The organism is Rhizobium sp. GR12, assembly GCF_036596185.1.
Lineage (GTDB): Bacteria > Pseudomonadota > Alphaproteobacteria > Rhizobiales > Rhizobiaceae > Agrobacterium > Agrobacterium nepotum.
Map to the genome: position 1 here is coordinate 535,472 of NZ_JASXTH010000002.1, position 23,704 is coordinate 559,175.

Below are 23,704 nucleotides of genomic sequence, written 5' to 3' on the forward strand. Positions count from 1 at the left end.
TTTCTAGCCATAAAAGCATCCGCAGGGCAACGCAATGATGATGCATTAACGCATTTTTATGGCATCCGCCCATGCAATCGCATGAATATCAGGCGATACGGCAAAACATCCCGCCCGCATTACGAAAAAGCCGCCCCGAAAGGGAGCGGCTTTTTCTGTCAATCAATAGCCTGCAAACAAAATCAAGCCGACCAGGGTGCAAATTCCGGCATGTTGACCGGAACGAACTCACGGGCGCGCACCTGATTGCGGGCGGCTGGAGCCTCCACGATCTCATAAGCCGAACGGTCGCTCAGCAAAGCCTTCAGCGCATTCGCATTGACCTTGTGGCCGCCGCGATAGGAGCGGTAGCAGCCGATGAACTGCGCGCCGGCAAGCGCCAGGTCGCCCACGGCGTCCAGCGTCTTGTGGCGGACGAATTCGTCCTTGGCGTAACGCAGGCCTTCCATGTTGATGACGCTGTTGTCGTCCGAGATGACAACCGAGTTCTCAAGCGAGGAGCCAAGTGCATAACCGGCGGCCCACAGGCGCTCCACGTCACGCATGAAACCGAAGGTGCGGGCGCGGGAAAGCTCGTTCTTGAACGTATCCGCCGTCAGGTCGCCCTTCCAGGACTGCTTGCCGATCAGCGGCGTGTCGAAATCGATATCGACCTCGAACCGCGTGCCGTCATAGGGACGGAACTCCGCCCAGGATGCACCCGAATCGATGCGGACCGGCTTGATGACGCGAATATAGCGGCGCTTTACGCCGAGGTTCTTGATGCCGGCCGATTCGATCGCCTCGATGAAAGGCGCGGAGCTGCCGTCCATGATCGGTACTTCGGGACCGTCAACCTCAACGACGAGGTTATCGAGGCCTACGGCGTAGATGGCAGCCATGACGTGCTCGATCGTCGCCACTGAATGGGACAGCGAACGGCCGAGCACGGTGCACAGATCGGTATTGCCGACATTGGCGGAAACCGCCTTCAACTCTGTTACGCTGCCATTCTCATGAAGGCGCTGAAACACGATGCCTGTTCCGGCTTCTGCGGGCTGGAAGGTCATCGAAACCGGATTGCCGAAATGCACGCCAATGCCCTTGAGCTGAACAGCATTTGCGATAGTCGTCTGAAATCCGAGCAGTCCGATAGTCATGCATATATGCCTTGTTTTGCAAACCGCGCCGCATATCCAGCGCCGTTCAAGTTTTTCAAGCCGGTTTTTAACGACCGGCGAGGTCAATGTTTTCCTCTACCAGCCTCATACATACGCATATGAAAGTGCCACGACAAATCACTGTTCGTTTCGGATTGTTACACGCACAAGCCATTGAAAACGTGAATTAATTTACTGTTAATAACGCATAATAAACAAAACGCCCGGATCGTGTGATCCGGGCGTTTCGACAGGTGGGCGGAATCGCTGTTAGTTGGACTGGCGGCGCAGGAAGGCCGGAATTTCCAGCTGGTCGTCGTCATGGTGGCTGGCCGAAGAAGGCGTCGCGCGACCGTGATCGTCAAGCTGGCCACGACGCGGTGCGTAGAGGCTGGCTTCCGGCGAAAGCGCGCGGCGCTGCTGCGGCGCCATGTTCGGCGCATCCATCATGTCGGAAGGAACTTCTTCCTCTTCGCGGCGACCAAGCGAGTTGGTGATGCGCTTCAGAAGACCCATCGGGCCACGTTCTTCCTGCGCGGCAGGAGCGGCGTGGGCGCGGTGATCCATCTCGGCCTTCACGACCGGCGGAAAGTCCTCGACCTTCGGCATGCGGACAGGTTCTGGCTGGCGCGCAACCGGAGCCTGATCCTGGTAGACCGGGGCCTGCGGCTGCTGCAGACGCGGAGCCTGTGCGGCAACCTGTTCCGGCGCATGGTAGACCGGTGCCTGAGCAACAGGAGCCGGAGCGGCCTGCTGAACCGGCTGGGCCGGACGGAGGGCCGCCGGCGCTTCAGCCGGGGACGATGCGAACAGCTTGCTCTGCGGACGGAAGTCCTGAGAAGGCTGCTGGTGTGCCGCGAAACCAAGTTCACGTTCCATTTCGGCTTCCACCGAACGGATGGTCTGGGCGATCTGGTCTACCTTCGGTGCCTGCGATACTGCTTGAGCAGGCTGAACTGCGGCCGGAGCGGGAGCAACGGCCGCGGAAGGACGGATAAGCGGCTTGGCGGCTGCGGCGCGCATATCGGCAATGTTCTGTTCGCCAATACCCGCAACGCGGTCGATGCCGGTCGCCACGACGGAGACGCGGATGAGACCTTCCAAAGCCTCGTCGAAGGTCGCACCGAGGATGATGTTGGCATCCGGATCGACTTCTTCGCGGATACGGGTTGCAGCCTCGTCGACTTCGAACAGGGTGAGGTCGCGACCACCGGTGATGGAGATCAGCAGGCCCTGTGCGCCCTTCATCGAGGTTTCGTCGAGCAGCGGGTTGGCGATTGCCGCTTCCGCGGCCTGCATTGCGCGGCCCGGACCGGAAGCCTCGCCGGTGCCCATCATCGCGCGACCCATTTCACGCATGACCGAACGGACGTCGGCGAAGTCGAGGTTGATGAGACCTTCCTTCACCATCAGATCGGTGATGCAGGCAACGCCCGAATAGAGAACCTGGTCAGCCATGGCGAAGGCGTCGGCAAAGGTCGTCTTGTCGTTTGCAATACGGAAGAGGTTCTGGTTCGGAATGACGATCAGCGTATCGACGGACTTCTGCAGTTCCTCGATGCCCTGTTCGGCCAGACGCATGCGGCGGCCGCCTTCGAAGTGGAAAGGCTTGGTGACGACGCCGACCGTCAGGATGCCCTTGTTGCGGGCGGCCTGTGCGACGACCGGGGCTGCACCGGTACCGGTGCCGCCGCCCATACCGGCGGTGACGAAGCACATGTGGGTGCCGTTCAGGTGATCGATGATCTCGTCGATGCATTCTTCAGCGGCGGCGCGTCCGACTTCCGGCTGGGAACCGGCACCGAGACCCTCGGTGACGTTGACGCCGAGCTGAATGACCCGGTCTGCCTTCGTCATGGTCAGCGCCTGCGCATCCGTGTTGGCGACGACGAAATCGACACCCTGGAGGCCAGCCGTGATCATGTTGTTGACAGCGTTACCACCGCCACCGCCCACACCGAAAACGGTGATGCGTGGCTTCAGCTCGGTGATATCAGGCTTTTGCAGCTGTATCGTCATTTTACCATTCCTTCTTTCTCTGGCCGCATCGCCCCGCTGGCCGATTCTTGAAAACTCAACTTGGAAACCTCCGGCTTACGCCACGAGGCCACTCAGAAACTCTCTTTCAGCCATTGCCCTACCCGGGCTATCCGGCCGCTACCCGTACCAAACGGCGAGAACATTCCGCCTTGCGCCGCATGAATTTCCACGTCCGCCACCTGCGGATAGATCATCAGTCCGCAGGCGGTTGAAAATGCCGGTCCCTTTGCCGCAATCGGAAGACCCGCGACCCCCATGGGGCGGCCGATACGAACGTTGCGGGCGAGAATGCGCCGTGCCGTTTCCGGCAGCCCCGTCAGCTGGCTTGCGCCGCCCGTCAGGACAACGCGCTTGCCGACGATGGGACTGAAGCCGGACTTCTGGATGCGATCACGGATCAATTCCAGCGTCTCTTCGATACGCGCCCGCACGATGCGGGTAACAAGTGCCCTTGAAACTTGCGATGGTTGATCGCGATCGTCTTCGCCAATCGGCGGGATCGAAATCATGTCGCGGTCATCCGCGCCATTCAGCAATGCCGAACCATGCACAACCTTCAGTCTCTCCGCATCTTCGATTCGTGTCGAGAGGCCACGTGCAAGATCTGTGGTGACGTGATGGCCGCCAAGGCCGATCGCATCGGTGTGAATGAGACGGCCTTCGGCAAAAACCGAGATCGTCGTGGTGCCGCCCCCCATGTCGATGGCCGCACAGCCCAGCTCGACTTCATCATCGACAAGCGCCGCAAGACCGCTGGCATAGGGCGTTGCCACCATGCCCTCGACCGAAAGATGCGCGCGGTTGACACAAAGCTCGAGGTTCTTCAGCGCCGTGCGTTCGACAGTCACGACGTGCATATCGACGCCGAGAAGATCGCCATACATCGACAGCGGATCGCGAATGCCACGCTCGCCGTCCAGCGAATAACCCGTTGGCAGCGAATGCAGGATCGCCCGATCCTGACGCATGGACTGCTGGCTTGCCGCCACCAGAACCTTGCGCAGGTCGCTCGCTTCCACTTCCTGGCCGCCGAGATCGATGCTCGCCGTATAGATGTCGCTCGCCAGCCGTCCGGCGGAGACATTGACGATCAGGCTATCGACGGTCAGGCCCGCCATGCGTTCGGCCGCGTCCACCGAAAGACGGATCACACCTTCGAGCGCGTCGAGATCGGCGATCACGCCGGATTTCACGCCGCGCGAACGCTGATGGCCAATGCCGATGATTTCCACCTTGTGGGTACGACCTGGTAAGATTTCGCTTTCCTGACGCGGCGTCAGCCGCCCGATCATGCACACGACCTTGGTCGAACCGATGTCGAGCACCGAAACGATGTGGCTGCGCTTGGAGGAAAGCGGCTTCAGGCGAGGCAGACCGAACTGGGAAGAACCGAAAAAGCTCATGTGTTCTTCTCCGCCTTCTTGAGAGCCTTGGTGCGTGCGTCGACAGCCGTCTGGCGGCGTTCCGTGGCGCCTTCGGTCAACTGGATCGTGGTACGGTCCGTCAGACGCAGATCGACCGCCGCAACATCGCGCGACAGGACCTTTTCCTCGAGATCGAGCCGCGCCAGCAATTGCAGTGCCTGCGGCAGGTTTTCTTCCGGCAGCTTGACGACGATGCCGTTGTCGAGGTGCAGATCCCACCGGCGACCGGCGATGCGAACATAAGCGCGGACACGGTTGCGAATTTCGGGCCAGTCGGCCAGTTGCGCGACGAAACCGGCAGCACCCGTTTCTGCATCACGTCCAACGAACAGCGGCAGGGCGGCGAATTTATTGTCGCGCAGCGGCGCGATCACGCTGCCGCTTTTTTCGATCAGCGAAAGTTCCGAACCATGCTGCCAGATGCCGAAAGCCTCACGCTCCTTCAGGCGAACCTCAACCGTCTTCGGATAGACCTTGCGGATGTCGACATCTTCTACCCAGGGAAGCTGGACGAGCTTGCGGCGCGCGGCGTCGATATCAAGCGCGATAAGCGAGGTGCTGCCATCTAGACCGAGAAGCTGAAAGACGTCGATTTCCGACGTCTGCAAATTGCCGGAAACCTTGACGTCTTCTACCGCGAACCCGGCGGCCGATGTCGTCGTCTGCGTGACGATGTTTGTGTGTCCGCCAAGCGACATGCCGTAAAGTCCCGTCACCGCATAAAAGGCGACAGCCGAAATCGTGCCGGTATGGCTGGGAATGTGAATGCGCCCGGTCGCAAGGCTGACGCAGAAGCGAACGACGCGACGCAGCGGGCGCGGCAGCACCATGCGATCGTCGGCATTTGCCGTCGCCACGAATTGCTCGCGCTTTTTTGCCGTCGACTTTTTGCCGGTCACCGCAAACACGAAGCGTCCTCCACCATCCAGCTGACAAGGTTACCAAAGGAGCGGCCCGCGTGGGCCGCCATTTCCGGCACCAGGGAGGTCGGCGTCATGCCCGGCTGCGTATTCACTTCAAGCCAGATAACTTCGCCATCTTCTGAGAAGCGGTCGTCGTAACGAAAGTCTGAACGGCTTACGCCACGGCACCCGATCGCCCGATGCGCCATAACCGCCAGTGTTTGAATTTTTTGGTAAATTTTCGGTGAAATTTCTGCCGGAATGACATGCTTTGAGCCACCAGCAGCGTATTTAGCGTCAAAATCATAGAAATTGTGACCAAGCGGCACCACTTCCGTGACACCGAGCGCCTTACCGTCGAGCACGCCACAGGTTAGTTCGCGGCCATGAATGTAACGCTCGACCATCACCTGATCGCCATAACGCCATTCGGACGAGGTGAGTATCTGTGGTGGATGCGACTGATCTTCCTTGACGATCACCACTCCGAAGCTGGAACCTTCGCGCACCGGCTTCACCACATAGGGAGGTGTCAGCGGGTGTTCGCTGGTGAAATCGAAGCGGTTCATGACGCGTTCGGCAGCCACCGGAATGCCGGCGGCAGCCGCGACCTTCTTGGCCTGCGCCTTGTCCATGGCAAGTGCGGAGGCGAGAACGCCGGAATGGGTATAGGGAATGGCCAGATATTCGAGAATGCCCTGAATGGTGCCGTCTTCACCGAAGGGACCGTGCAGCGCATTGAAGACGACGTCCGGGCGCAGTTCAGCGAGTACGGCCGCGACATCGCGCCCCACATCCACGCGGGTGACCCTGTACCCCTCATCCTCAAGGGCAAGGGCGCAAGCTTCCCCCGACGAGAGGCTGACCGGCCGCTCCGACGAAAACCCACCCAAAAGAACAGCTACGTGCTTGCCGCCCATCGATACCTCTGACACCAATTCTCCGCTACGAACCGCACCGAAACCGACCGAATTTAACGAACGGTGATTCTGGCACATGATCCTTGGGATCAGTTAAACGCCATTAAGGTTAATGAATCGTTTACTTTCGTTAACCGCCGCGCCCAACATGCCGAGTTCTGTTAAAGAATCAGCATCGATCCGAATTCCCTCCTTGGAATCAGAGAGTTGCACGGATTGCAACATGCAGGTTTTCAATGATCGGAAATAAAACCGCGCCTCCACGGGCCTCTGCCGCTGAAGAAGGCAAGACGAAAACGTTAACGGGAGACGCTTTTCCCCAGTGAAAATTATCTGCCGTTTCAGCGTTTTAAATCGGCAGCCTGAATCAGTCTCTCAACCGCAGGACTGCGCGCCCGGCGGCGTTGCCGCACCTGTCGCCCAGACGATCACGTTGTCTGCATTATTTCTTTTTTAGCATTCCAAAAGAACAAAAATTGCGTTAACGCAGTCAGCGCCTCCCAAGGCATGACATGCAATCATCAAAAATGGGACCAAAACCATGACTGACGCGATATCTCCGGTATCGCCGACAGCTGGCAATTCGAACGTTGTAAAGACAAATTCGCCTGCACGAGTTCTCACTGCCAGCCTGGTCGGCACGACCATCGAGTTTTTCGATTTTTACGTTTACGCCACGGCCGCAGTGCTCGTGTTTCCGGCATTGTTCTTCCCGAACAACGACCCGATGACGGCGCTTCTGGCATCTTTCGCGACCTTCTCCATCGCCTTTTTCGCCCGCCCGCTCGGCGCGGTCGTTTTCGGCCATTATGGTGACCGCGTCGGCCGCAAGGTCACGCTTGTCGCCGCCCTTTTGACCATGGGCGTGTCGACGGTCGTTATCGGCCTTCTACCTACCTACGAGACAGCAGGCGTTCTGGCGCCGCTGTTGCTGGCGCTTTGCCGCTTCGGTCAGGGTTTCGGCCTTGGCGGAGAATGGGGCGGCGCGGTCCTGCTCGCCACGGAAAACGCTCCGCCTGGCAAACGCAGCTGGTACGGCATGTTCCCGCAGCTCGGCGCGCCTGTCGGCCTGTTCCTCTCCTCCGGCGTCTTCTGGATCCTGCTGCATTTCATGTCGCAGGAAGCGCTTCTGAGCTGGGGCTGGCGCATTCCCTTCATCGCTTCGATCATCCTGATCGCTGTCGGCATGTGGGTTCGCCTGTCGATCACCGAAACGCCTGACTTCCAGAAGGCGATCGAGAAGGAAGAACGTGTCGCCGTGCCGGTCGTGGAGCTGTTCCGCAACCACAAGCGCAGCCTCTTACTTGGCACCTTCGTGGCGCTGGCCACCTTCGTGCTCTTCTACATCGGCACCGCCTATCTGCTGTCCTACAACGTCAAGGTCCTGAAAATCCCGTTCCTCGACGCGCTGGAAGTGCAGATCCTCGGTTCCATCATCTTCGGCCTCTTCATCCCGATCGCCGGCAAGCTCGCCGAACGGTTCGGCCGTCGTGAAATCCTGATCCTGACGACGGTGCTGATCGGCCTGTTCTCCTTCCTTCTGCCCAGCCTGATGACCGGCGGCGAAGGTTCGATCTTCGTCTTCGCGGCTCTTGCGATGATGCTGATGGGCATGACCTACGGCCTGATCGGAACGGCGCTCGCAGCCCCCTTCCCGACCCGCGTGCGCTACACCGGCTCATCCATCACCTTCAACATGGCAGGCATCTTCGGCGCATCGCTGGCGCCCTATATCGCCACTTGGCTGCAGGTGAATCACGGCATGGGATATGTCGGCTATTACCTCTGCGTATCCGCCATCATCACGCTCGGCTGCATCCTGCTTTCCCGCAAGGACGAAGTCTGAGCCAACAGAAAATCCTGACAGCAAAAAGCCCGCGAAACGTCTGTTTCGCGGGCTTTTATTTGGATGCCAATCAGCGTCCCGGATGTTTGTAGTGGTCGTAGGCCAGCCAGCACAAACCTATTGCTGAAACCAGCCACGGGAAAACGTACCAGATGAATATTTGCGAGGTCATGTTTTCAAGCCTCCAAGCACACGTCTTGCAATCAAATGTAGTATGACTGCCCCCAAAATCCAACCTGTCATCACGACGACACTGAAAATACTCGCAGAGGTCGGCGTCAATGATAACGCCTGACCGACAACACCCAAGGCAATAAACGCCGTGGAAAGCCGGTCCAGCGCATTGGCCATGAGCTTGCGGCGCTCGTTGGAAACAATGTCCAGCCGACGCCGCTCCCGCTCTTGCTCAACCGTTGCGCCTTCGCCGACCATTCATCCTCAAGCCCCCAGGAAAGGCTCTACTTCCCGGCCCGGCATGAACAGGCCCAGGCGCTTGATTTCCCATTCCAGCCGGATGCCGGATTTCTCGAACACGCGCTTGCGAATGGTTTCGCCCAGATATTCCAGATCGTAACCGGTCGCATGACCGGTATTTATCATGAAATTGCAATGCAGCGATGACATCTGCGCGCCGCCGATGACCAGACCGCGACCACCCGCCTCGTCGATCAGTTCCCAGGCGGAATGGCCTTCGGGGTTCTTGAAGGTCGATCCGCCGGTCTGTTCGCGGATCGGCTGCACCGTTTCGCGGTGGTGGCGCACGGCATCCATATCGGCGCGGATTTTCGCGCGATCTTCCGGATAGCCCTCGAACAACGCACCGGTGAAGATCAGACCCGCATCGGCGCCGGAATGGCGGTAGCTGTAACCCATATCCGCATTGGAGAGCACATGCTGGTTGCCCTGGCGGTCGACCGCATAGACTTCCACAACACGCTCACGCGTCTCACCGCCATTGGCGCCCGCATTCATGCGCAACGCACCGCCGATGGAGCCGGGAATACCATAATAAAAGTGGAAACCGCCGATGCCATTATCCATGGCCATCGCGGCAATATGTTTGTCGGGGCAGATCGCACCCGCCTTGAGGCGATTTTCACCGGCAAGCTCCACCTGGCCGAAACCCTTGGCGGACAGACGGACAACGACACCGGGAATACCGCCATCGCGTACCAGAAGGTTCGAGCCGACGCCAACCACGGTCAACGGCACGTCTTCCGGCAGAATTTTCAGGAATGCAATAAGGTCATCGGCATCGTGCGGCTGAAACATCACTTCCGCAAGACCGCCTGCTCTGAACCACGTCACGCGGTCCATGGGCGCATCCGGTGTCAGACGTCCCCTCAGCTCATTTACCCCGTCGCCGAGCCTCCCCAGCAATTTAACCCCATCGACCTGTCTCATTCAGACTTTCCTGATATGCTCTTCAATTCCGAAGGCAGCACTGCCGCCCATTGCGTGATATTTCCAGCCCCCAAGAGAACCACGAAATCACCCGGGTTCGCAATGCCCGCAACCACTGAGGCAAGATCTTCCCGTTTCTCGAGAAAACGGGCGTCGCGGTGGCCGGCGGCCTTGATCGCCGAGACCAGCGCTTCCGAGCTTGCGCCTTCGATAGGATCTTCGCCCGCAGCATAGACCGGGGCAAGAACAATCGTGTCCGCATCGTTAAAACAATGCGCGAAATCGTCGAACAGGCTGGAAAGACGGCTGTAGCGGTGCGGCTGGTGCACGGCGATGATGCGGCCCTTGCAGGCTTCGCGCGCGGCCGCCAGCACGGCCTTGATCTCGACCGGATGATGGCCGTAATCGTCAAAGACCTGCACGCCATTGGCTTCGCCAGTCAGCGTGAAGCGCCGCTTGACGCCAGCGAAGGAGGCGAGGCCCTTCTTGATGTCGGCTTCCGAAATACCGAGACGATTGGCGACAGCGATCGCGGCGGTCGCATTCGAAACATTGTGGCGGCCGGGCATCGGCAGCACGAGGTCGGTGAAGGAGAATATCCTGCCAGTGCGGCGGCGACGGATTTCCACGTCGAAGATAGACCGCGTGCCGTCGATGCGCACATTCGAAAAGCGCACGTCGGCCTGCGGGTTTTCGCCATAGGTGATGACCTTGCGGTCCTCGATCCGACCGACCAGCGCCTGCACCTCGGGATGGTCGAGGCACATGACCCCGAAGCCGTAGAACGGAACATTCTCCACGAATTGGCGGAAAGCGGCGCGCACGGCGTCGAAATTGCCGTAATGGTCAAGATGTTCCGGATCGATATTGGTGATGACGGCCACATCGGCGGGAAGCTTCAGGAAGGTGCCGTCGGATTCGTCGGCCTCCACCACCATCCACTCGCCCTCACCCATGCGGGCATTGGTGCCATAGGCGTTGATGATGCCGCCGTTGATCACGGTCGGGTCCAGATTACCGGCTTCCAGCAGGGTCGCGACCATGGAGGTGGTCGTGGTCTTGCCGTGGGTGCCGCCGATGGCGATAGCGTTGCGGAAACGCATCAGCTCGGCCAGCATTTCGGCACGGCGAACGATCGGCAGGTGTTTTTCCCGCGCGGCGATGAGTTCCGGATTGTTCTTCTTGATCGCGGTGGAAACAACCACGACCTCGGCGTCACCGAGATTATCCGCCGTATGACCGACGAATACCTCGATACCCTTGTCGCGCAGGCGCTGCACATTGGCGCTGTCTGCCTGGTCGGATCCCTGTACGCGATGACCGAGATTGTGAAGCACTTCGGCAATGCCGCTCATGCCGATCCCGCCTATGCCAATGAAATGGACAAGGCCTATGGCTTTCGGCATCTTCATGCCTCAACTCCTTCAATGTTCTTCTTGAATTCCTGTACGGACCGGCCGCCGGCAATCGCCTCGACGAGATCGGCCAGCACATCCGCAGCATGCGGTTTTCCGGTCGCCTTGGCCGCAGCCGCCGTTGCAGAGAGGCGATCCGGCTCGGAAAGCGCCGATGATAACAGGCTGGAAAGCTTCTGCGGCGACAGTTCCGCCTGCTTGATGACGCTTGCGCCGCCGGCTGCCGAAAGCGCTGCCGCATTGGCCGCCTGATCGTGATCCAGCGCATGCGGATAGGGAACGAGGATCGAAGGCCGGCCGATCACCGAAAGCTCCGATACCGTCGAAGCACCCGACCGGCTGATGACCAGATCCGCCTCACCGATGCGCGAAGCCATATCGCCGAAGAAGGGCGAGACATCCGCCTTGACGCCCAGCTTCTGATAGGAGGCGATCACGCTGTCCTTGTCTTCGGGGCGGGCCTGCTGGGTCACGACGATACGCTTGCGCTGTTCGTCCTTCAACAGGCAAATCGCCGCCGGAACGGCGCTGGAAAAGAACTGCGCGCCCTGACTGCCGCCAAACACCACGAGCTGGAAGGTCTCGCCCGTCTGCGAGGGCGTATAGGGAATCTCCGACGCCGCCAGCACCGCCGGGCGCACGGGATTGCCGGTCGCCACCGTCTTCTCCGAATATTGGCCGTTGGCGGGCGGCAGAAACCCGCCGGCAATCGCCTTCACACGGGCAGCCAGCGCCTTGTTGGCACGGCCCATCACCGCATTCTGTTCATGTATGATCGAGGGGACGCCAAGCCCGGTGGATGCCAGAAGCGGCGGCACGGTGGGATAACCGCCAAAGCCAACGACCGCAACCGGCTTCAGCTTCGTGATCAGCCGGCGCGCTGAGCGCAACCCTGTCCACAGCTTCCACAGTGAACGCGCCACGGAAATCGGGTTTTTCGAACCGATGGTGGCAGATGGCACCACATGAATTTCATCCGCCGGGAATTTGCCCGCATAACGCTCGGCGCGGCTGTCGGTGACGAGATGCACCTGATAACCGCGCGCTTTCAGCGTGTGCGCCAGGGCCTCGGCTGGAAAGACATGGCCGCCGGTTCCCCCGGCGGCTAGCAGAACAATACCCTTGCTCATAATCATTTACTCCGCTGGGACGCCGGAACCGACGCGAAAGAAGCTGCGCTCCTGCGCCCTCTTTTCCGGTCTGTGGCGGGTCAGCGCCAGAAGGAAGCCCGCCGTGACGCAGATCGCCATCATCGACGAACCGCCATAGGAAATCAGCGGCAGAGTCATGCCCTTGGCGGGCATCAGTTCCAGATTGACGCCAATGTTGATCATCGACTGCATGCCGATCTGCAGCACCAAGCCGGCGACGGCAAAACGGCAGAAATCGTCCTTTTCCCTGAAGGCGTGCGAGAGGCCGCGCAGCACGATGAAAGCGAAGATCAACACCAGGAACATGCAGAAAACAATGCCGAATTCTTCCGCCGCCACCGAGAAGATGAAGTCGGTATGGCTGTCGGGGATGATCCGCTTGACGATGCCCTCACCCGGTCCACGACCGAACCAGTCGCCGCGAATGATCGCTTCGCGCGCCGTATCCACCTGGAAAGTATCGCCCTCACCGGTCCAGAAACGGTCGATACGGCCGGCAACGTGCGGCAGGAGCAGATAGGCGGAGACGATGCCGGCAACGCCGAGGCCACCGAGCACGACGATCCAGAACCACGGCACGCCGGCCATGAAGAACATGCCGCCCCATACCACCGATGTCAGGATGGTCTGACCGAAGTCGGGCTGGGCGATCAGAAGCGCCGCCACGATGCCGAAGGTAATGATGGCGAAAAGATTGCCCGGAATTTCAGGATGGCGCGCCCGTTCGGCAAACAGCCATGCGCAGACGATGACGAAAGCGGGCTTCATGAATTCCGACGGCTGGATCGAAAAGGTGCCGATGGAAATCCAGCGCCGCGCGCCCTTGACCTCGATGCCGAAAAAGAGCGCGAAAATCATCATCAGCAGCGCAGCAATCAGCATCATCACTGCCACGCGCCTGACCTGACGCGGCGACAGGAAGGAAAGACCGACCATGATCGCCAGCGACGGCACCATGAACATCGCCTGACGTTCCACGAAGAAGAAGCTGTTGAGACCGATACGTTCGGCAACCGCCGGCGATGCCGCGAATGACAGCATCAGGCCGATGCCCATCAGCGCGATGAACGCCGCCAGAAAGAAACGGTCGATCGTCCAGAACCACTCCGCGACCGGACCGCGATCAACTCGGCTTACCATGGCCTCAGCCCCCTTTTCCAGAGTGAACCAGCATCGTCATGCCATCGAGCGCAGCAACCTGCGCGACGAACGAATCACCTCTGATTTCAAAGTTCTTATATTGATCGAAGCTTGCGCAAGCCGGGGACAACATCACGATATTTCCGGCCGTCGCGTCTTTTTCCGCATCCGCCGCCGCATGCTGGACCGCTTTGTCCAGCGTGCCGGATATTTCGTAAGGCACGGCCTCGCCGAGCGTTGCGGCAAATTCCGCCGCCGCCTCGCCGATCAGATAGGCCTTGGCGATGCGCGGAAACAGCGGCGAAAGGCTGGCTATGCCGCCCGCCTTCGGCAGGCCGCCGGCGATCCAGTAGATGCGCTCATAGCTCGACAAAGCCGGTGCTGCGGCATCGGCATTGGTGGCCTTGCTGTCGTTGACGAAAGTGACATTACCGCGTCGGCCAACCGGCTGCATGCGATGTTTGAGGCCGGGGAAGGATTTGAGACCGGCACGGACGTCCTCTTCGGAAACGCCGACGGCAAGGCAGGCGGCAATCGCAGCCGCCGCATTCTGCGCATTGTGGCTGCCGCGAAGGGTCTGGATACCGTCCAGATCGACCAGCAGCGAAGAAGTGCCACCATGCGCCCGGAAAATGCGGCTGCCTTCGGCATAAAGACCTTCGGAAACGACATTGCGCTTCGAGATGCGCTCCACCTTCACGCCGGCGCGTTCGATGCGGTCGGCGATGAGCGTGGAATAGCTGTCATCCACGCCGACAATCGCCGTGCCGCTGCCGGCCACAAGCCGTTCCTTGACGTCAGCATAATGCTGCATCGTGCCGTGCCGGTCGAGATGATCCGGCGTGAGATTGAGCAGAATACCGGCAGTCGGATTGATCGTCGGCGCCAGATCGATCTGATAGGATGAGCATTCGACGACGTAAAAGCGTTGCGCTTTCGGCGGATCGAGACTCAGCACGGCAGTGCCGATATTGCCGCCGAGCTGCGTGTCGCGGCCCGACGATGTGAGAATATGGGCGATCAGCGCCGTCGTCGTGGACTTGCCGTTCGTGCCGGTGATGGCAATGAAGGGGCAATCCGGCGCGTGCGCCCGGCGCTCGCGAACGAAGAGTTCGATATCGCCGATGATCTCGACGCCCGCAGCCCGCGCAAGATCGACCGACCAATGCGGCTTCGGATGCGTCAACGGCACGCCCGGCGCCAGCACGAAAGATGAAAAGGAGTGCCAGTCTATCGTTCGAAGGTCCGCTGTCGTTATGCCTTCGGCTTCCGCCTTGGCGACGCTATCGGGATTGTCGTCGAAAGCAACGACATCGGCCCCGCCGGCAACCAGCGCCCGGGCCGTGACGAGACCCGAACCGCCAAGCCCGAAAAGCGCAACCTTCTTACCTCTAAACGACGTGACCGGGATCATCGCTCACCTCAACTTCAGGGTGGCGAGGCCGAGCAGCGCAAGACCCACGGAGATGATCCAGAAACGGATAACCACCTGGCTTTCCGTCCAGCCCTTTTTCTCGAAATGATGGTGGATAGGCGCCATCAGGAAAACGCGTCTGCCGGTACGCTTGAACCAGAACACCTGGATGATGACCGACAGCGTTTCAATCACGAACAGGCCGCCGACGATGACCATGACGATCTCGTGCTTGGTGGCGACCGCGATGGAGCCGATGAGGCCACCCAGCGCCAGCGAACCCGTATCGCCCATGAAGATTGCGGCGGGTGGCGCATTGAACCACAGGAAACCGAGACCAGCGCCGACCACCGCACCGACGATGACGGCGAGTTCACCCGTGCCGGGCACAAAATTGATCTGCAGGTAATTGGCGAAAACCGCGTTACCGGCGAGATAGGCGATCACGCCGAAAGTCGCGGCGGCAATCATGACAGGGACGATCGCAAGACCATCGAGGCCGTCTGTCAGGTTCACCGCATTGCCCGCGCCGACGATCACGAAAGCACCGAACAGCACGAAGAAATAGCCGAGATTGATCACGAATTCCTTGAAGAACGGAAAGGCGATGGAGCTTCCGAGCGTGCCGCCATGCGGCGCGGAAGCAAGCGCCATCTTCATCATGAAGAAAACGGCGATCGCCGCGATCACGAACTCGATACCGAGGCGCGCCTTACCCGAGAAACCCTTGTCGCTCTGCTTCGTCACCTTCAGATAATCATCGTAAAAGCCGATCGCCCCGAAGCCGAGCGTCACCATCAGAACGGCCACGACATAGACATTCGAAAGGTCGCCCCACAGCAGCGAACCGCCAAGGATACCGGCAAGGATCATCAGCCCGCCCATGGTCGGCGTTCCGGCCTTCTTGAAATGGGTCTGCGGTCCATCGGCGCGGATCGGCTGGCCCTTGCCCTGGCGCACGCGCAACGAGTTGATGATCGCCGGTCCGAACAGGAAGACGATCAACGCGGAGGTGAACATCGCCGCACCCGTCCGGAAGGTGATGTACCGGAAGAGGTTGAAGAGTTGAATTTTATCCGACAGTTCGACGAGCCAGATCAGCATAATTGCCCTTTCAAAAGGCTATTTCAGACGTGGCGTTCCGTCTCGGGGAATGCCGGATACTTGTCAAGCAGTGCCGCGACAATCTTGCCGAAACCCAGCCCAAGTGACGATTTTACCATCAGCGCGTCTCCCGGTTGCACCCATTGCAGGGCAAAATCGGCAAGTTCCGCCGTTGTCGGGAACCAGATGACCGTCACGCTGTCCGGAAGCGCATCGCGAAGGGCGGCCATCGCCTCCCCCGCCAGCCAGACATGTTCGATACCTCCCGCCAGCAGCGGTCCCGCCAGTTCCTCATGCAGCCGAGCCGAGAATTCGCCCATCTCCAGCATGTCGCCGAGAACGGCAACGCGCCGGCCATAACCTTGAGTCTCCGTTTCCGCAAGCACGGCAATCGCCGCCCGCATGGAGGCGGGATTGGCGTTGTAGCTTTCGTCGATCAGCAGGAAGGACCCGCCATCTATCGTCAGGCGATGGCGTTGGCCGCGCCCTTTCACCGCCTCAAGCGTTCCCAGTGCCTCGAAGGCACGGTCGAGATTGGCGCCGGTGACGGCAACGGCACCCAGCACGGCCATGGCGTTGTCGGCAATGTGCCGGCCCGGAACGTTCAGGTGCAATTCGCTCGTCTCGCCGTTCAGGATCGCCCAGATGGTCGAGCCGGTGGGCGTGCTTTCGAAATCGGCAAGCCGGAAATCCGCCTTGGCGTGCTGGCCGAAGGTGAGGATATGCTCGATACCCTGCTCCTGCGCCGCTTCTTCAAGTTGCTCGAACTGGGCGTTGTCGCGGTTGAGGATGACGGAACCGCCCTCCTCCAGCCCTTCGAATATCTCCGCCTTGGCGCTGGCGATCTCTTCTATGTTCTTGAAATTGCCGAGATGGGCCGCTGCGATCGTCGTGATGATCGCCACATGCGGCCGCACCATCTTGACCAGCGGGCGGATCTCGCCGGAATGGTTCATGCCGACTTCGAACACACCGAATTCGGTGTCGGCGGGCATGCGCGCCAGCGTCAGCGGCACGCCCCAATGGTTGTTGAAGGAAGCCACCGCCGCATGGACCCTGCCCGAGGGCTCCAGAGCCTGCCGCAGCATCTCCTTCGTCGTCGTCTTGCCGACAGAACCGGTCACCGCGATGATCCGCGCCGTGGTTCTTTCACGCGCCGCGATGGCGAGTTTGCCGAGTGCGGCAAGAACATCCTCCACGACGATCATCGGCACGGTCAGGCGGCCAAGAGCCGGCAGCTTGCCTTCGGCCACGACCAGAAGACCGGCCCCGTTGGCGACGGCAAAACTCGTATAGTCATGGCCGTCGACCCGGTCGCCCTTGATCGCGAAAAAGGCCTCGCCGGCTTTGACAGTCCGGCTGTCGATGGAAATGCCGGTGATCCCGGCCGGCAGGTTCCCGACGGGACGCCCTGCCGTCACGGCGATCATCTCGGCGACTGTCCATAACCAATTCAAATCTTCAATCCTTCCAGCCCTGCCAGCGCAGCGCGCACCTGTTCATGATCGGAAAACGGCAGCGTCACGGAACCGACGATCTGCCCCTCTTCATGCCCCTTGCCCGCGACGATCAGCGTATCGCCGTTCGAAAGCAGCGATACCGCATGGCGGATCGCCTCTGCCCTGTCGCCGATCTCCAATGCACCCGGCGCCGCCACTATCACCTCGGAACGGATCGTTGCGGCGTCTTCCGAACGTGGATTGTCGTCGGTGACGATGACGATGTCGGAAAGGCGTGTCGCAACCTCGCCCATGATCGGGCGCTTGCCCTTGTCACGGTCGCCGCCGCAGCCGAAGACGGTGATGATACGACCGGAGGTAAAGGGCCTGACCGAGGTCAGCACATTCTCCAGCGCATCCGGCTTGTGGGCATAGTCCACATAGGCAAGCGCGCCGTTTTTGGTCTGGCCCACAAGTTCCAGACGACCGGCAGCGCCGATCAGCTTTTCAAGCGCCTTCATGGCAGTTGCGACGGAAACGCCGGTGGACATGGCAAGACCGGCAGCGACGAGCGCATTGGCCACCTGAAAATCACCGGCCAGAGGAATGTCGACCTCGTGGATCACGCCGTCATGATGCACTTCGATCAGCTGCTTGTGGCGGAAATGCTCTACCCGCTTCAATGTCAGATAATCGCCCTTGCGGCCGACGGTGCGCACATCGAGACCCGCTTCGCGCGCCGCACGGATTGCCTGTTCCGACCACGGATCGTCGGCAAAGATCACCGCAGGCGCGCCCTTTTCCATCAGCGTGTCGAACAGCCGCATCTTCGCGGCCATGTAGTCCTCGATTGTCGGGTGATAATCCATGTGGTCGCGGCCGAGATTGGTAAACCCGGCGGCAGCGAGCTTCACGCCATCGAGACGACGCTGGTCGAGGCCGTGGCTCGAAGCCTCCATGGCCGCATGTGTCACACCTTCGGAGGCAAGCTCGGCCAGAAGCGCATGCAGCGTTACCGGATCGGGCGTGGTGAGCGCACCGTAATCTTCGCGACCGGGAGCGATCACGCCCGTCGTACCGATCTGTGCGGCGGCATGGCCAGCGAAAGCCCAGATTTGCCGCACGAAGGAGGCAACGGACGTCTTTCCCGCAGTACCGGTGACGGCAACCATGGTTTCAGGCTGTTTTCCGTAAAAACGGGAAGCGGCAAGCGAAAGATAGAGGCGCGGGTCCGTAACGGAAAGCACCGGCACATCGGCGTCTAGCGCATGTCCGGAGACAATGGCGACCGCACCCTTGGCGACCGCGTCCCGCACATACGCCGCGCCATCCGCCTTGGTTCCCGCAACCGCCACGAACAGGCTGCCGGGCGCAGCCCTGCGGCTGTCTGCGGTTATCCCCCCGATTTCGATCGCCCCGATCTCAGACAGGAGCAATTCATTCAATTCCGGAAACGCCGCCCCGGATATATCTCGCAAATTCATCGACTGTGTCCGTCTTGTCCCCCCGGCGCGAATCGCCGGAACATCATAAGCTCTAACAATCAATAAGACACGAGCAAGGCCGAGCCATCCTTGCCGAAATTCGGCTTCACGCCCAGCACCGCCGCCGTGCGGGTAATGATATCATGCACCATCGGCGCCGCAGACGTACCGGCAAGTGCCGCGCCATTGCCCTTGTCCGTCTTCGGTTCGTCGATGAAGGTCAGCACCACATATTGCGGATTGTCGATCGGGAATGCCGACAGGAAGGCATTGAAGTTCTTGTCGTGCACGTAACGGCCGTTGACGACCTTGTCCGCCGTGCCCGTCTTGCCGCCGACGTTGAAACCATCGACACGCGCGTTGCGGCCGGAACCGTTGACGCCGTTCCATTCGAACAGGAAACGCATGTCCTTGCTGGTGGTGGGTTTCAGAACCTGCTTGGCCACCAGATCCGCCTGCTCGCGAGTGCGCGGCAGGAAAGTCGGTTCGATCAGCTTGCCGCCATTGACGAGTGCCGCACCGGCAACCGCCGTCTGCAGCGGCGTCGTCGAAACGCCGTGGCCGAAAGAGATGGTGATGGAGTTGATCTTCTTCCATTCGCGCGGCTGCGACGGCATCGCCACTTCCGGCAATTCCGTCTGCATGCGGGTCAAAAGTCCGAGCCGCGTCAGAAACTCCTTATGGCCTTCCGTGCCGACCGTATCGGCGATCTTGGCCGTACCGATATTGGACGAGAACTGGAAGATTTCCGGCACGGAAAGAAGCCGTCCCTTGCCGTGAAAGTCCTTGATGGTGAAACCGCCGATGCGGATCGGATACCGCGCATCGAAAGTATCGCCAAGACGGACACGGCCCGAATCAAGACCCATGGCGATGGTGAAGGATTTGAAGGTGGAGCCCATTTCGAACGTGCCGTTCGACATGCGGTTGAGCCAGCCCTCCTTCGCGCCTTCGGCCGGGTTGTTCGGATCATAATCCGGCACCGAGGCCATGGCGAGGATTTCGCCGGTGTGCACATCCATGACCACGGCGCCCGCGCCGATTGCCTGGAACTTGGCGATGGCGGAAGTGACCACTTCGCGCACGATGGACTGCACACGCAGATCGATCGAAAGCTTCACCGGCTCCAGCGGCTGATCGCTGGTCATGCCAAGCGCCGTCAGATCGGCAAGCCCCTGACTATCGACATAACGTTCCATGCCGGCCACGCCGCGATTGTCGATGTTGACGTGACCGACAATATGGGCGGCTGTCGGGCCGCCGGGATAAAAGCGGCGCTTTTCCGGGCGGAAACCGACGCCGGGAATGCCGAGCGCAAGGATCTGGCTCTGCTGCTTCGGCGTCAGCTGACGGCGCAGCCACTGGAAGCGCGAATTGGAGGAAAGCTTCTGATAGGTGCCGCGCTGGTCGAGGTCCGGCAGGACGGTGCGCAGTTTTTCGATGGCCTCGTCGATATCGACGATGCGATGCGGCTCGGCAAACAGCGAGACGGTGCGGATATCGGTCGCCAGCACCTCGCCGTTACGGTCGAGAAGGTCGGGACGCGAAGCCATCAGCCGGTCAGCGGGGGCGATGCTCGAAACCGTTTCCTGCTCGGCAAGACCGTATTGCACCAGACGTCCGCCAACGATGCCGTAAAAAACAATGAAGCCGAAAAAGATAAGGCCGACCCGGCTTTTCGCCTGGGTCGCCCTCTTCTTGCGGGCGCCCTCGAAAGCAGCATGGTCCGTATGAACACCGTTGGTGCTGGCGGAAAAGTGAGCCTTGCTCTTCAAAACCATGGCGCGGGAGAGAAAAGACATCAGCGGTTCACCGATCCTGTCATGGTTGCATCCATATCGCCGTCTTCATCGCCTGCGACAGCAGAGACGGCCGGAGCCGCCGTGGAACGGGAAACGCGCGCCCTTGGTGTCGGAACAGGAGCGCCGTTGACGGCGATCTGGCCTGCGGGCGGCGATTTCTTTTTGGCGGCCCCGCCCAGCGTCGCGCCGGGTTTCGAACCGTTGACGGCGGCGGCGATGACATCCGCAACACTCATGCCTTCCGGCTCGGGCGGCTGCGGCAATTGCGAGCGCAGCATGGGAAGTTCGCGCGGCTGCGCCAATTGTGTGGGCAGCGTCGGTGAAAGACCAAGCTCGTCCTGATAGGCATTCACGAGACGATGCAGACGGTTCGGCTGCGTCAGCAGCGCCCAGTCGGCCCGCAGAAGATCGATCGTGTCTTTTTCGAGCTTGATTTCAGTCTCGAGCTTGCGAACCTGCTCCAGCTTCAGATCGGTCTTGTGCTTGATCGAATAGGTCACGACAGCCGCAGCGACCATGACCCCCATCAACACGACATCGAACGTGCGCAGCATGTCAGCCTCCCATTTTTTCAAGGCTGGCGAGATCGGGAAGCTCGAAAATCGAAAAATCCGCAGCACGCGCCGGCGCCGTCGTCCGCAGGCCGGCGCGCAGCTTGGCCGAACGAGCGCGTGGATTGATCTCCGCCTCCTCGTCGCTTGCGGCGATCATCGGCTTGCCGATATTTTCGAAAATGACGGGCTTGTCTTCCACCATCGGCAGATGGCGGGAACCGGCAGCCTTTCCGGAACGTTCGGAGAAGAATTTCTTGACGATGCGGTCTTCGAGCGAATGAAACGTGACGACAACCAGACGACCGCCGGGCTTCAAAGCCCGTTCGGCGGCAAACAGGGCCTGCGCCAGTTCGCCCAGCTCGTCATTGACGAAAACGCGTAGCGCCTGAAACACCCGTGTTGCGGGATGGATCTTGTCTTTCGCCTTGCGCGGCGTAACGATTTCTATGAGGCCCGCCAGATCGCGCGTGGTGCGGAAGGGCTCATCCGCCCGCCTCTTCTCGATGGCGCGGGCGATGCGGCCCGGCTGCTTTTCCTCACCGAGAAAACCGAAGATGCGGATAAGATCGCCAACCTTGGCACGATTGACCACATCCGCCGCCGAGACGCCGGAACTGGACATGCGCATATCGAGGGGACCGTTCCTCTGAAAGGAAAACCCGCGCTCGGCCTCGTCAATCTGCATGGAGGAAACGCCGATATCGAGAACCACGCCGTCGAGGCCGCCTTCCGGCGCATGCGCGGCCAGATCGGAGAATTGCGATTGAATAAGGACAAGCCTGCCGCCATTTGCGGCAACCATGGCCTGGCCGCCGGCGATCGCGTTCGGATCGCGGTCGAGCGCGATGACGTTGGCACCGTGGTCGAGAATTGCCTGGGTGTAGCCGCCGGCGCCGAAAGTGCCGTCGAGGATGATTTTTCCGGATGCGGGTTCGAGCGCAGCGATCACTTCGCGAAGCAATACCGGGATATGACGCTGAGGTCCGTCACCGGCATCAGAAGATCGCCCGCCAGAATTCGCCGTCATTCCGTGTCCCCGTCCTATGCGGGGCGTGCAGCCGAAAAACCGCGCCCCGCTCTTGCTGCCGCCTGCGCCGCCAAAAACGCCTGCGGTTGCCAAAGCTGAAAATGATCCGCTCGTCCAACGAAGGTGACATCGGTGGATATGCCGGTAAACTCCCGGACGAAATCCGTCACCATCAATCGACCTTCCTGGTCGAGCTTCATGAAAACGCCGCCGCCGTGAACCAGCAGCGACATTGCGTTCGCCTCCGGCGAGAAAGCATCCATGGACGCAATCTGCCGCTCGTAGCGTTCCAGCAAATCCGGACCGCCGACACTGATTGCCGGGAACGCGAAATCCTGAAGACAATAAAGCTCCTGAATGCCACGCTGCGCCAGCACCGAACGAAACGGAGACGGAACCGAAACGCGCCCCTTGGCGTCGATCCTGTTCGTTACGTTCGATAAAAAGCGGTCCATTACTCAACTCACCAAAACCGCTTTCCGCAAAGCAGATCACCCGCCCCACAGATAACACCGGTACGCACGACACATCGCCAAGCGCCAGGGCGACATGCCCTGTAGCAGCCCCTTGCAGGCTCCTCACTCGTTTCAGCGATTGCGGGTCAAAAACACGACCCAGTGTGGTGTGCATTTGGGATACCATGGGACACTATGGGCGTCAATGGGAGAAGCCCGCACGATGCCGACTTCGCATCGGAAATTCATAAGCCGTTAAGTTTAACGAATGGTTTACTTGGCGCCCCCACATGTCATCCGTAGCGATACGAAACCGCGTAAAAATGCCGGTTTTGTTCGGGAAAAACAGTGGCGTGAAGGGTTGCATCCGTAAACGGTTCTGCCGGCAGAAACACGCTCTCTCTTGCATTCAAAAGCGACCAAGCCTGCCGCCACGTCATTCAGGCGGGTTAATTTCAGGCGGCCTCTCAGTTCCCCACCATAAGCACTGAACAGTATTCAAGATGCTTATGTGCGTTGTTTAACTAGCCAGTTCTCGGCACATTTTAATTGTTGCGCATCGGCCTTGACTTTTTAAACTTTCAATTGATTTTACGTTCTTAAAGTTGCGTTTTAAATGAGTATTGCGAGATATAATGATGTCAGGTTATGTGGCGGGCCTGCCCGCCTTTCTAAGTTATTTCACGATCGGCTTGGTTTGTTTCGCCGTTTTTTCTGCAATTTATACCCGCCTGACACCCCATCGCGAAGTGGAGCTCATCAAGGCTGGCAATACTTCAGCAGTTGTCGCTTTTCTCGGGGCTCTGATAGGGTTCAGCTTGCCGCTGGCTTCAGCCGCTGCCAATTCTGTCAGCTTGCCTGACTACATAATTTGGGCTGTGATCGGCATATTGGTTCAAGTTCTGGCGTTTTACATCGCCAAGCTCACAATGACCGATCTTCACCATAAAATCACCGAAGGAAACATCGCAGCCGGTCTTTGGAGCGGTGGCATCGCCGTGGTGATCGGGACCCTGAACGCTGCCTGCATGACTTACTGAGGAA

At 59.9% G+C, this 23,704-nt stretch carries 20 protein-coding genes; 2 read left to right on the plus strand and 18 right to left on the minus strand.

The features are described from left to right. Positions 1–182: 182 nt before the first annotated feature. The 5 genes from lpxC to QSK43_RS05625 all read right to left on the minus strand — a co-directional run bounded on the left by lpxC (position 183) and on the right by QSK43_RS05625 (position 6,425). Positions 183–1,139, minus strand: a complete 957-nt coding sequence (gene lpxC, locus QSK43_RS05605) for a UDP-3-O-acyl-N-acetylglucosamine deacetylase (protein WP_332302588.1) — start codon at positions 1,137–1,139, stop codon at positions 183–185. A gap of 270 nt (positions 1,140–1,409) precedes the next feature. Then, positions 1,410–3,158, minus strand: coding sequence for a cell division protein FtsZ (gene ftsZ / locus QSK43_RS05610; protein WP_332302589.1), 1,749 nt, complete (start codon positions 3,156–3,158; stop codon positions 1,410–1,412). 92 nt (positions 3,159–3,250) lie between these two features. Continuing rightward, positions 3,251–4,582, minus strand: coding sequence for a cell division protein FtsA (gene ftsA, locus QSK43_RS05615; RefSeq protein WP_332302590.1), 1,332 nt, complete (start codon positions 4,580–4,582; stop codon positions 3,251–3,253). Then, positions 4,579–5,511 carry a cell division protein FtsQ/DivIB gene (locus QSK43_RS05620; RefSeq protein WP_442967782.1) on the minus strand — a complete coding sequence of 311 codons (933 nt, stop codon included), beginning with the start codon at positions 5,509–5,511 and terminating at the stop codon, positions 4,579–4,581. The genes ftsA and QSK43_RS05620 overlap by 4 nt, the downstream gene beginning before the upstream one ends. Then, a complete protein-coding gene (locus tag QSK43_RS05625) occupies positions 5,499–6,425 on the minus strand; it encodes a D-alanine--D-alanine ligase (RefSeq protein WP_332302639.1) in 927 nt (308 codons plus the stop codon). The genes QSK43_RS05620 and QSK43_RS05625 overlap by 13 nt, the downstream gene beginning before the upstream one ends. 541 nt (positions 6,426–6,966) lie before the next feature. Here QSK43_RS05625 and QSK43_RS05630 point away from each other — a divergent pair. Then, complete coding sequence (locus QSK43_RS05630) at positions 6,967–8,271, plus strand: MFS transporter (RefSeq protein WP_332302591.1); 1,305 nt, start codon at positions 6,967–6,969, stop codon at positions 8,269–8,271. Positions 8,272–8,439: 168 nt separating this feature from the next. Here QSK43_RS05630 and QSK43_RS05635 read toward each other — a convergent pair whose 3' ends face one another. From QSK43_RS05635 to mraZ, 13 genes are read right to left on the minus strand one after another with little or no spacing between them, the layout of a single operon-like run. Continuing rightward, positions 8,440–8,703, minus strand: a complete 264-nt coding sequence (locus QSK43_RS05635; RefSeq protein WP_332302592.1) for a hypothetical protein — start codon at positions 8,701–8,703, stop codon at positions 8,440–8,442. 6 nt (positions 8,704–8,709) lie between these two features. Continuing rightward, entirely contained in the window at positions 8,710–9,675 is a 966-nt protein-coding gene (murB, locus tag QSK43_RS05640) for a UDP-N-acetylmuramate dehydrogenase (RefSeq protein ID WP_332302593.1), read from the minus strand. Then, positions 9,672–11,087: a UDP-N-acetylmuramate--L-alanine ligase gene (gene murC / locus QSK43_RS05645; RefSeq protein WP_045023698.1), complete on the minus strand. Its 1,416-nt coding sequence runs from the start codon at positions 11,085–11,087 to the stop codon at positions 9,672–9,674. Before murC ends, murB begins: the two co-directional genes overlap by 4 nt. Further along, entirely contained in the window at positions 11,084–12,220 is a 1,137-nt protein-coding gene (murG, locus tag QSK43_RS05650) for an undecaprenyldiphospho-muramoylpentapeptide beta-N-acetylglucosaminyltransferase (protein ID WP_332302594.1), read from the minus strand. The genes murC and murG overlap by 4 nt, the downstream gene beginning before the upstream one ends. A gap of 6 nt (positions 12,221–12,226) precedes the next feature. Then, the gene (gene ftsW, locus QSK43_RS05655) at positions 12,227–13,381 is read right to left on the minus strand and encodes a putative lipid II flippase FtsW (protein ID WP_045023696.1); all 1,155 of its coding nucleotides are present in this window, start codon (positions 13,379–13,381) and stop codon (positions 12,227–12,229) included. A 4-nt stretch (positions 13,382–13,385) separates the two neighbouring features. Then, positions 13,386–14,795 carry a UDP-N-acetylmuramoyl-L-alanine--D-glutamate ligase gene (gene murD, locus QSK43_RS05660; protein ID WP_332302595.1) on the minus strand — a complete coding sequence of 470 codons (1,410 nt, stop codon included), beginning with the start codon at positions 14,793–14,795 and terminating at the stop codon, positions 13,386–13,388. 3 nt (positions 14,796–14,798) lie between these two features. Beyond that, entirely contained in the window at positions 14,799–15,899 is a 1,101-nt protein-coding gene (mraY, locus tag QSK43_RS05665; protein WP_045023692.1) for a phospho-N-acetylmuramoyl-pentapeptide-transferase, read from the minus strand. 23 nt (positions 15,900–15,922) lie between these two features. Further along, positions 15,923–17,356 carry a UDP-N-acetylmuramoylalanyl-D-glutamyl-2,6-diaminopimelate--D-alanyl-D-alanine ligase gene (locus QSK43_RS05670; protein WP_045023690.1) on the minus strand — a complete coding sequence of 478 codons (1,434 nt, stop codon included), beginning with the start codon at positions 17,354–17,356 and terminating at the stop codon, positions 15,923–15,925. Further along, a complete protein-coding gene (locus QSK43_RS05675) occupies positions 17,353–18,822 on the minus strand; it encodes a UDP-N-acetylmuramoyl-L-alanyl-D-glutamate--2,6-diaminopimelate ligase (protein WP_332302596.1) in 1,470 nt (489 codons plus the stop codon). Before QSK43_RS05675 ends, QSK43_RS05670 begins: the two co-directional genes overlap by 4 nt. Before the next feature lie 59 nt (positions 18,823–18,881). Then, on the minus strand, positions 18,882–20,624 hold the full coding sequence (locus QSK43_RS05680) for a peptidoglycan D,D-transpeptidase FtsI family protein (RefSeq protein ID WP_045023688.1): 1,743 nt from the start codon (positions 20,622–20,624) through the stop codon (positions 18,882–18,884). After that, entirely contained in the window at positions 20,624–21,178 is a 555-nt protein-coding gene (gene ftsL / locus QSK43_RS05685; protein WP_332302597.1) for a cell division protein FtsL, read from the minus strand. The genes QSK43_RS05680 and ftsL overlap by 1 nt, the downstream gene beginning before the upstream one ends. Before the next feature lies 1 nt (position 21,179). Then, positions 21,180–22,205: a 16S rRNA (cytosine(1402)-N(4))-methyltransferase RsmH gene (gene rsmH, locus QSK43_RS05690; RefSeq protein WP_332302598.1), complete on the minus strand. Its 1,026-nt coding sequence runs from the start codon at positions 22,203–22,205 to the stop codon at positions 21,180–21,182. Positions 22,206–22,219: 14 nt separating this feature from the next. Continuing rightward, positions 22,220–22,660: a division/cell wall cluster transcriptional repressor MraZ gene (mraZ, locus tag QSK43_RS05695; RefSeq protein ID WP_003513235.1), complete on the minus strand. Its 441-nt coding sequence runs from the start codon at positions 22,658–22,660 to the stop codon at positions 22,220–22,222. A 638-nt stretch (positions 22,661–23,298) separates the two neighbouring features. Between mraZ and QSK43_RS05700 the strand changes: the two genes are divergently transcribed. Next, positions 23,299–23,700 carry a DUF350 domain-containing protein gene (locus QSK43_RS05700; RefSeq protein ID WP_332302599.1) on the plus strand — a complete coding sequence of 134 codons (402 nt, stop codon included), beginning with the start codon at positions 23,299–23,301 and terminating at the stop codon, positions 23,698–23,700. The last annotated feature ends 4 nt before the right edge of the window (positions 23,701–23,704 follow it).

Excerpts from the sequence above, each read along its gene's own strand:
- lpxC (WP_332302588.1), bottom strand. The coding sequence starts at position 1,139 with ATGACTATCGGACTGCTCGGATTTCAGACGACTATCGCAAATGCTGTT.
- ftsZ (WP_332302589.1), bottom strand. The coding sequence starts at position 3,158 with ATGACGATACAGCTGCAAAAGCCTGATATCACCGAGCTGAAGCCACGC.
- ftsA (WP_332302590.1), bottom strand. The coding sequence starts at position 4,582 with ATGAGCTTTTTCGGTTCTTCCCAGTTCGGTCTGCCTCGCCTGAAGCCG.
- QSK43_RS05625 (WP_332302639.1), bottom strand. The coding sequence starts at position 6,425 with ATGGGCGGCAAGCACGTAGCTGTTCTTTTGGGTGGGTTTTCGTCGGAG.
- QSK43_RS05630 (WP_332302591.1), top strand. The coding sequence starts at position 6,967 with ATGACTGACGCGATATCTCCGGTATCGCCGACAGCTGGCAATTCGAAC.
- QSK43_RS05635 (WP_332302592.1), bottom strand. The coding sequence starts at position 8,703 with ATGGTCGGCGAAGGCGCAACGGTTGAGCAAGAGCGGGAGCGGCGTCGG.
- murB (WP_332302593.1), bottom strand. The coding sequence starts at position 9,675 with ATGAGACAGGTCGATGGGGTTAAATTGCTGGGGAGGCTCGGCGACGGG.
- murC (WP_045023698.1), bottom strand. The coding sequence starts at position 11,087 with ATGAAGATGCCGAAAGCCATAGGCCTTGTCCATTTCATTGGCATAGGC.
- murG (WP_332302594.1), bottom strand. The coding sequence starts at position 12,220 with ATGAGCAAGGGTATTGTTCTGCTAGCCGCCGGGGGAACCGGCGGCCAT.
- ftsW (WP_045023696.1), bottom strand. The coding sequence starts at position 13,381 with ATGGTAAGCCGAGTTGATCGCGGTCCGGTCGCGGAGTGGTTCTGGACG.
- murD (WP_332302595.1), bottom strand. The coding sequence starts at position 14,795 with ATGATCCCGGTCACGTCGTTTAGAGGTAAGAAGGTTGCGCTTTTCGGG.
- mraY (WP_045023692.1), bottom strand. The coding sequence starts at position 15,899 with ATGCTGATCTGGCTCGTCGAACTGTCGGATAAAATTCAACTCTTCAAC.
- QSK43_RS05675 (WP_332302596.1), bottom strand. The coding sequence starts at position 18,822 with ATGAATTTGCGAGATATATCCGGGGCGGCGTTTCCGGAATTGAATGAA.
- QSK43_RS05680 (WP_045023688.1), bottom strand. The coding sequence starts at position 20,624 with ATGTCTTTTCTCTCCCGCGCCATGGTTTTGAAGAGCAAGGCTCACTTT.
- ftsL (WP_332302597.1), bottom strand. The coding sequence starts at position 21,178 with ATGCTGCGCACGTTCGATGTCGTGTTGATGGGGGTCATGGTCGCTGCG.
- rsmH (WP_332302598.1), bottom strand. The coding sequence starts at position 22,205 with ATGACGGCGAATTCTGGCGGGCGATCTTCTGATGCCGGTGACGGACCT.
- mraZ (WP_003513235.1), bottom strand. The coding sequence starts at position 22,660 with ATGGACCGCTTTTTATCGAACGTAACGAACAGGATCGACGCCAAGGGG.
- QSK43_RS05700 (WP_332302599.1), top strand. The coding sequence starts at position 23,299 with ATGTCAGGTTATGTGGCGGGCCTGCCCGCCTTTCTAAGTTATTTCACG.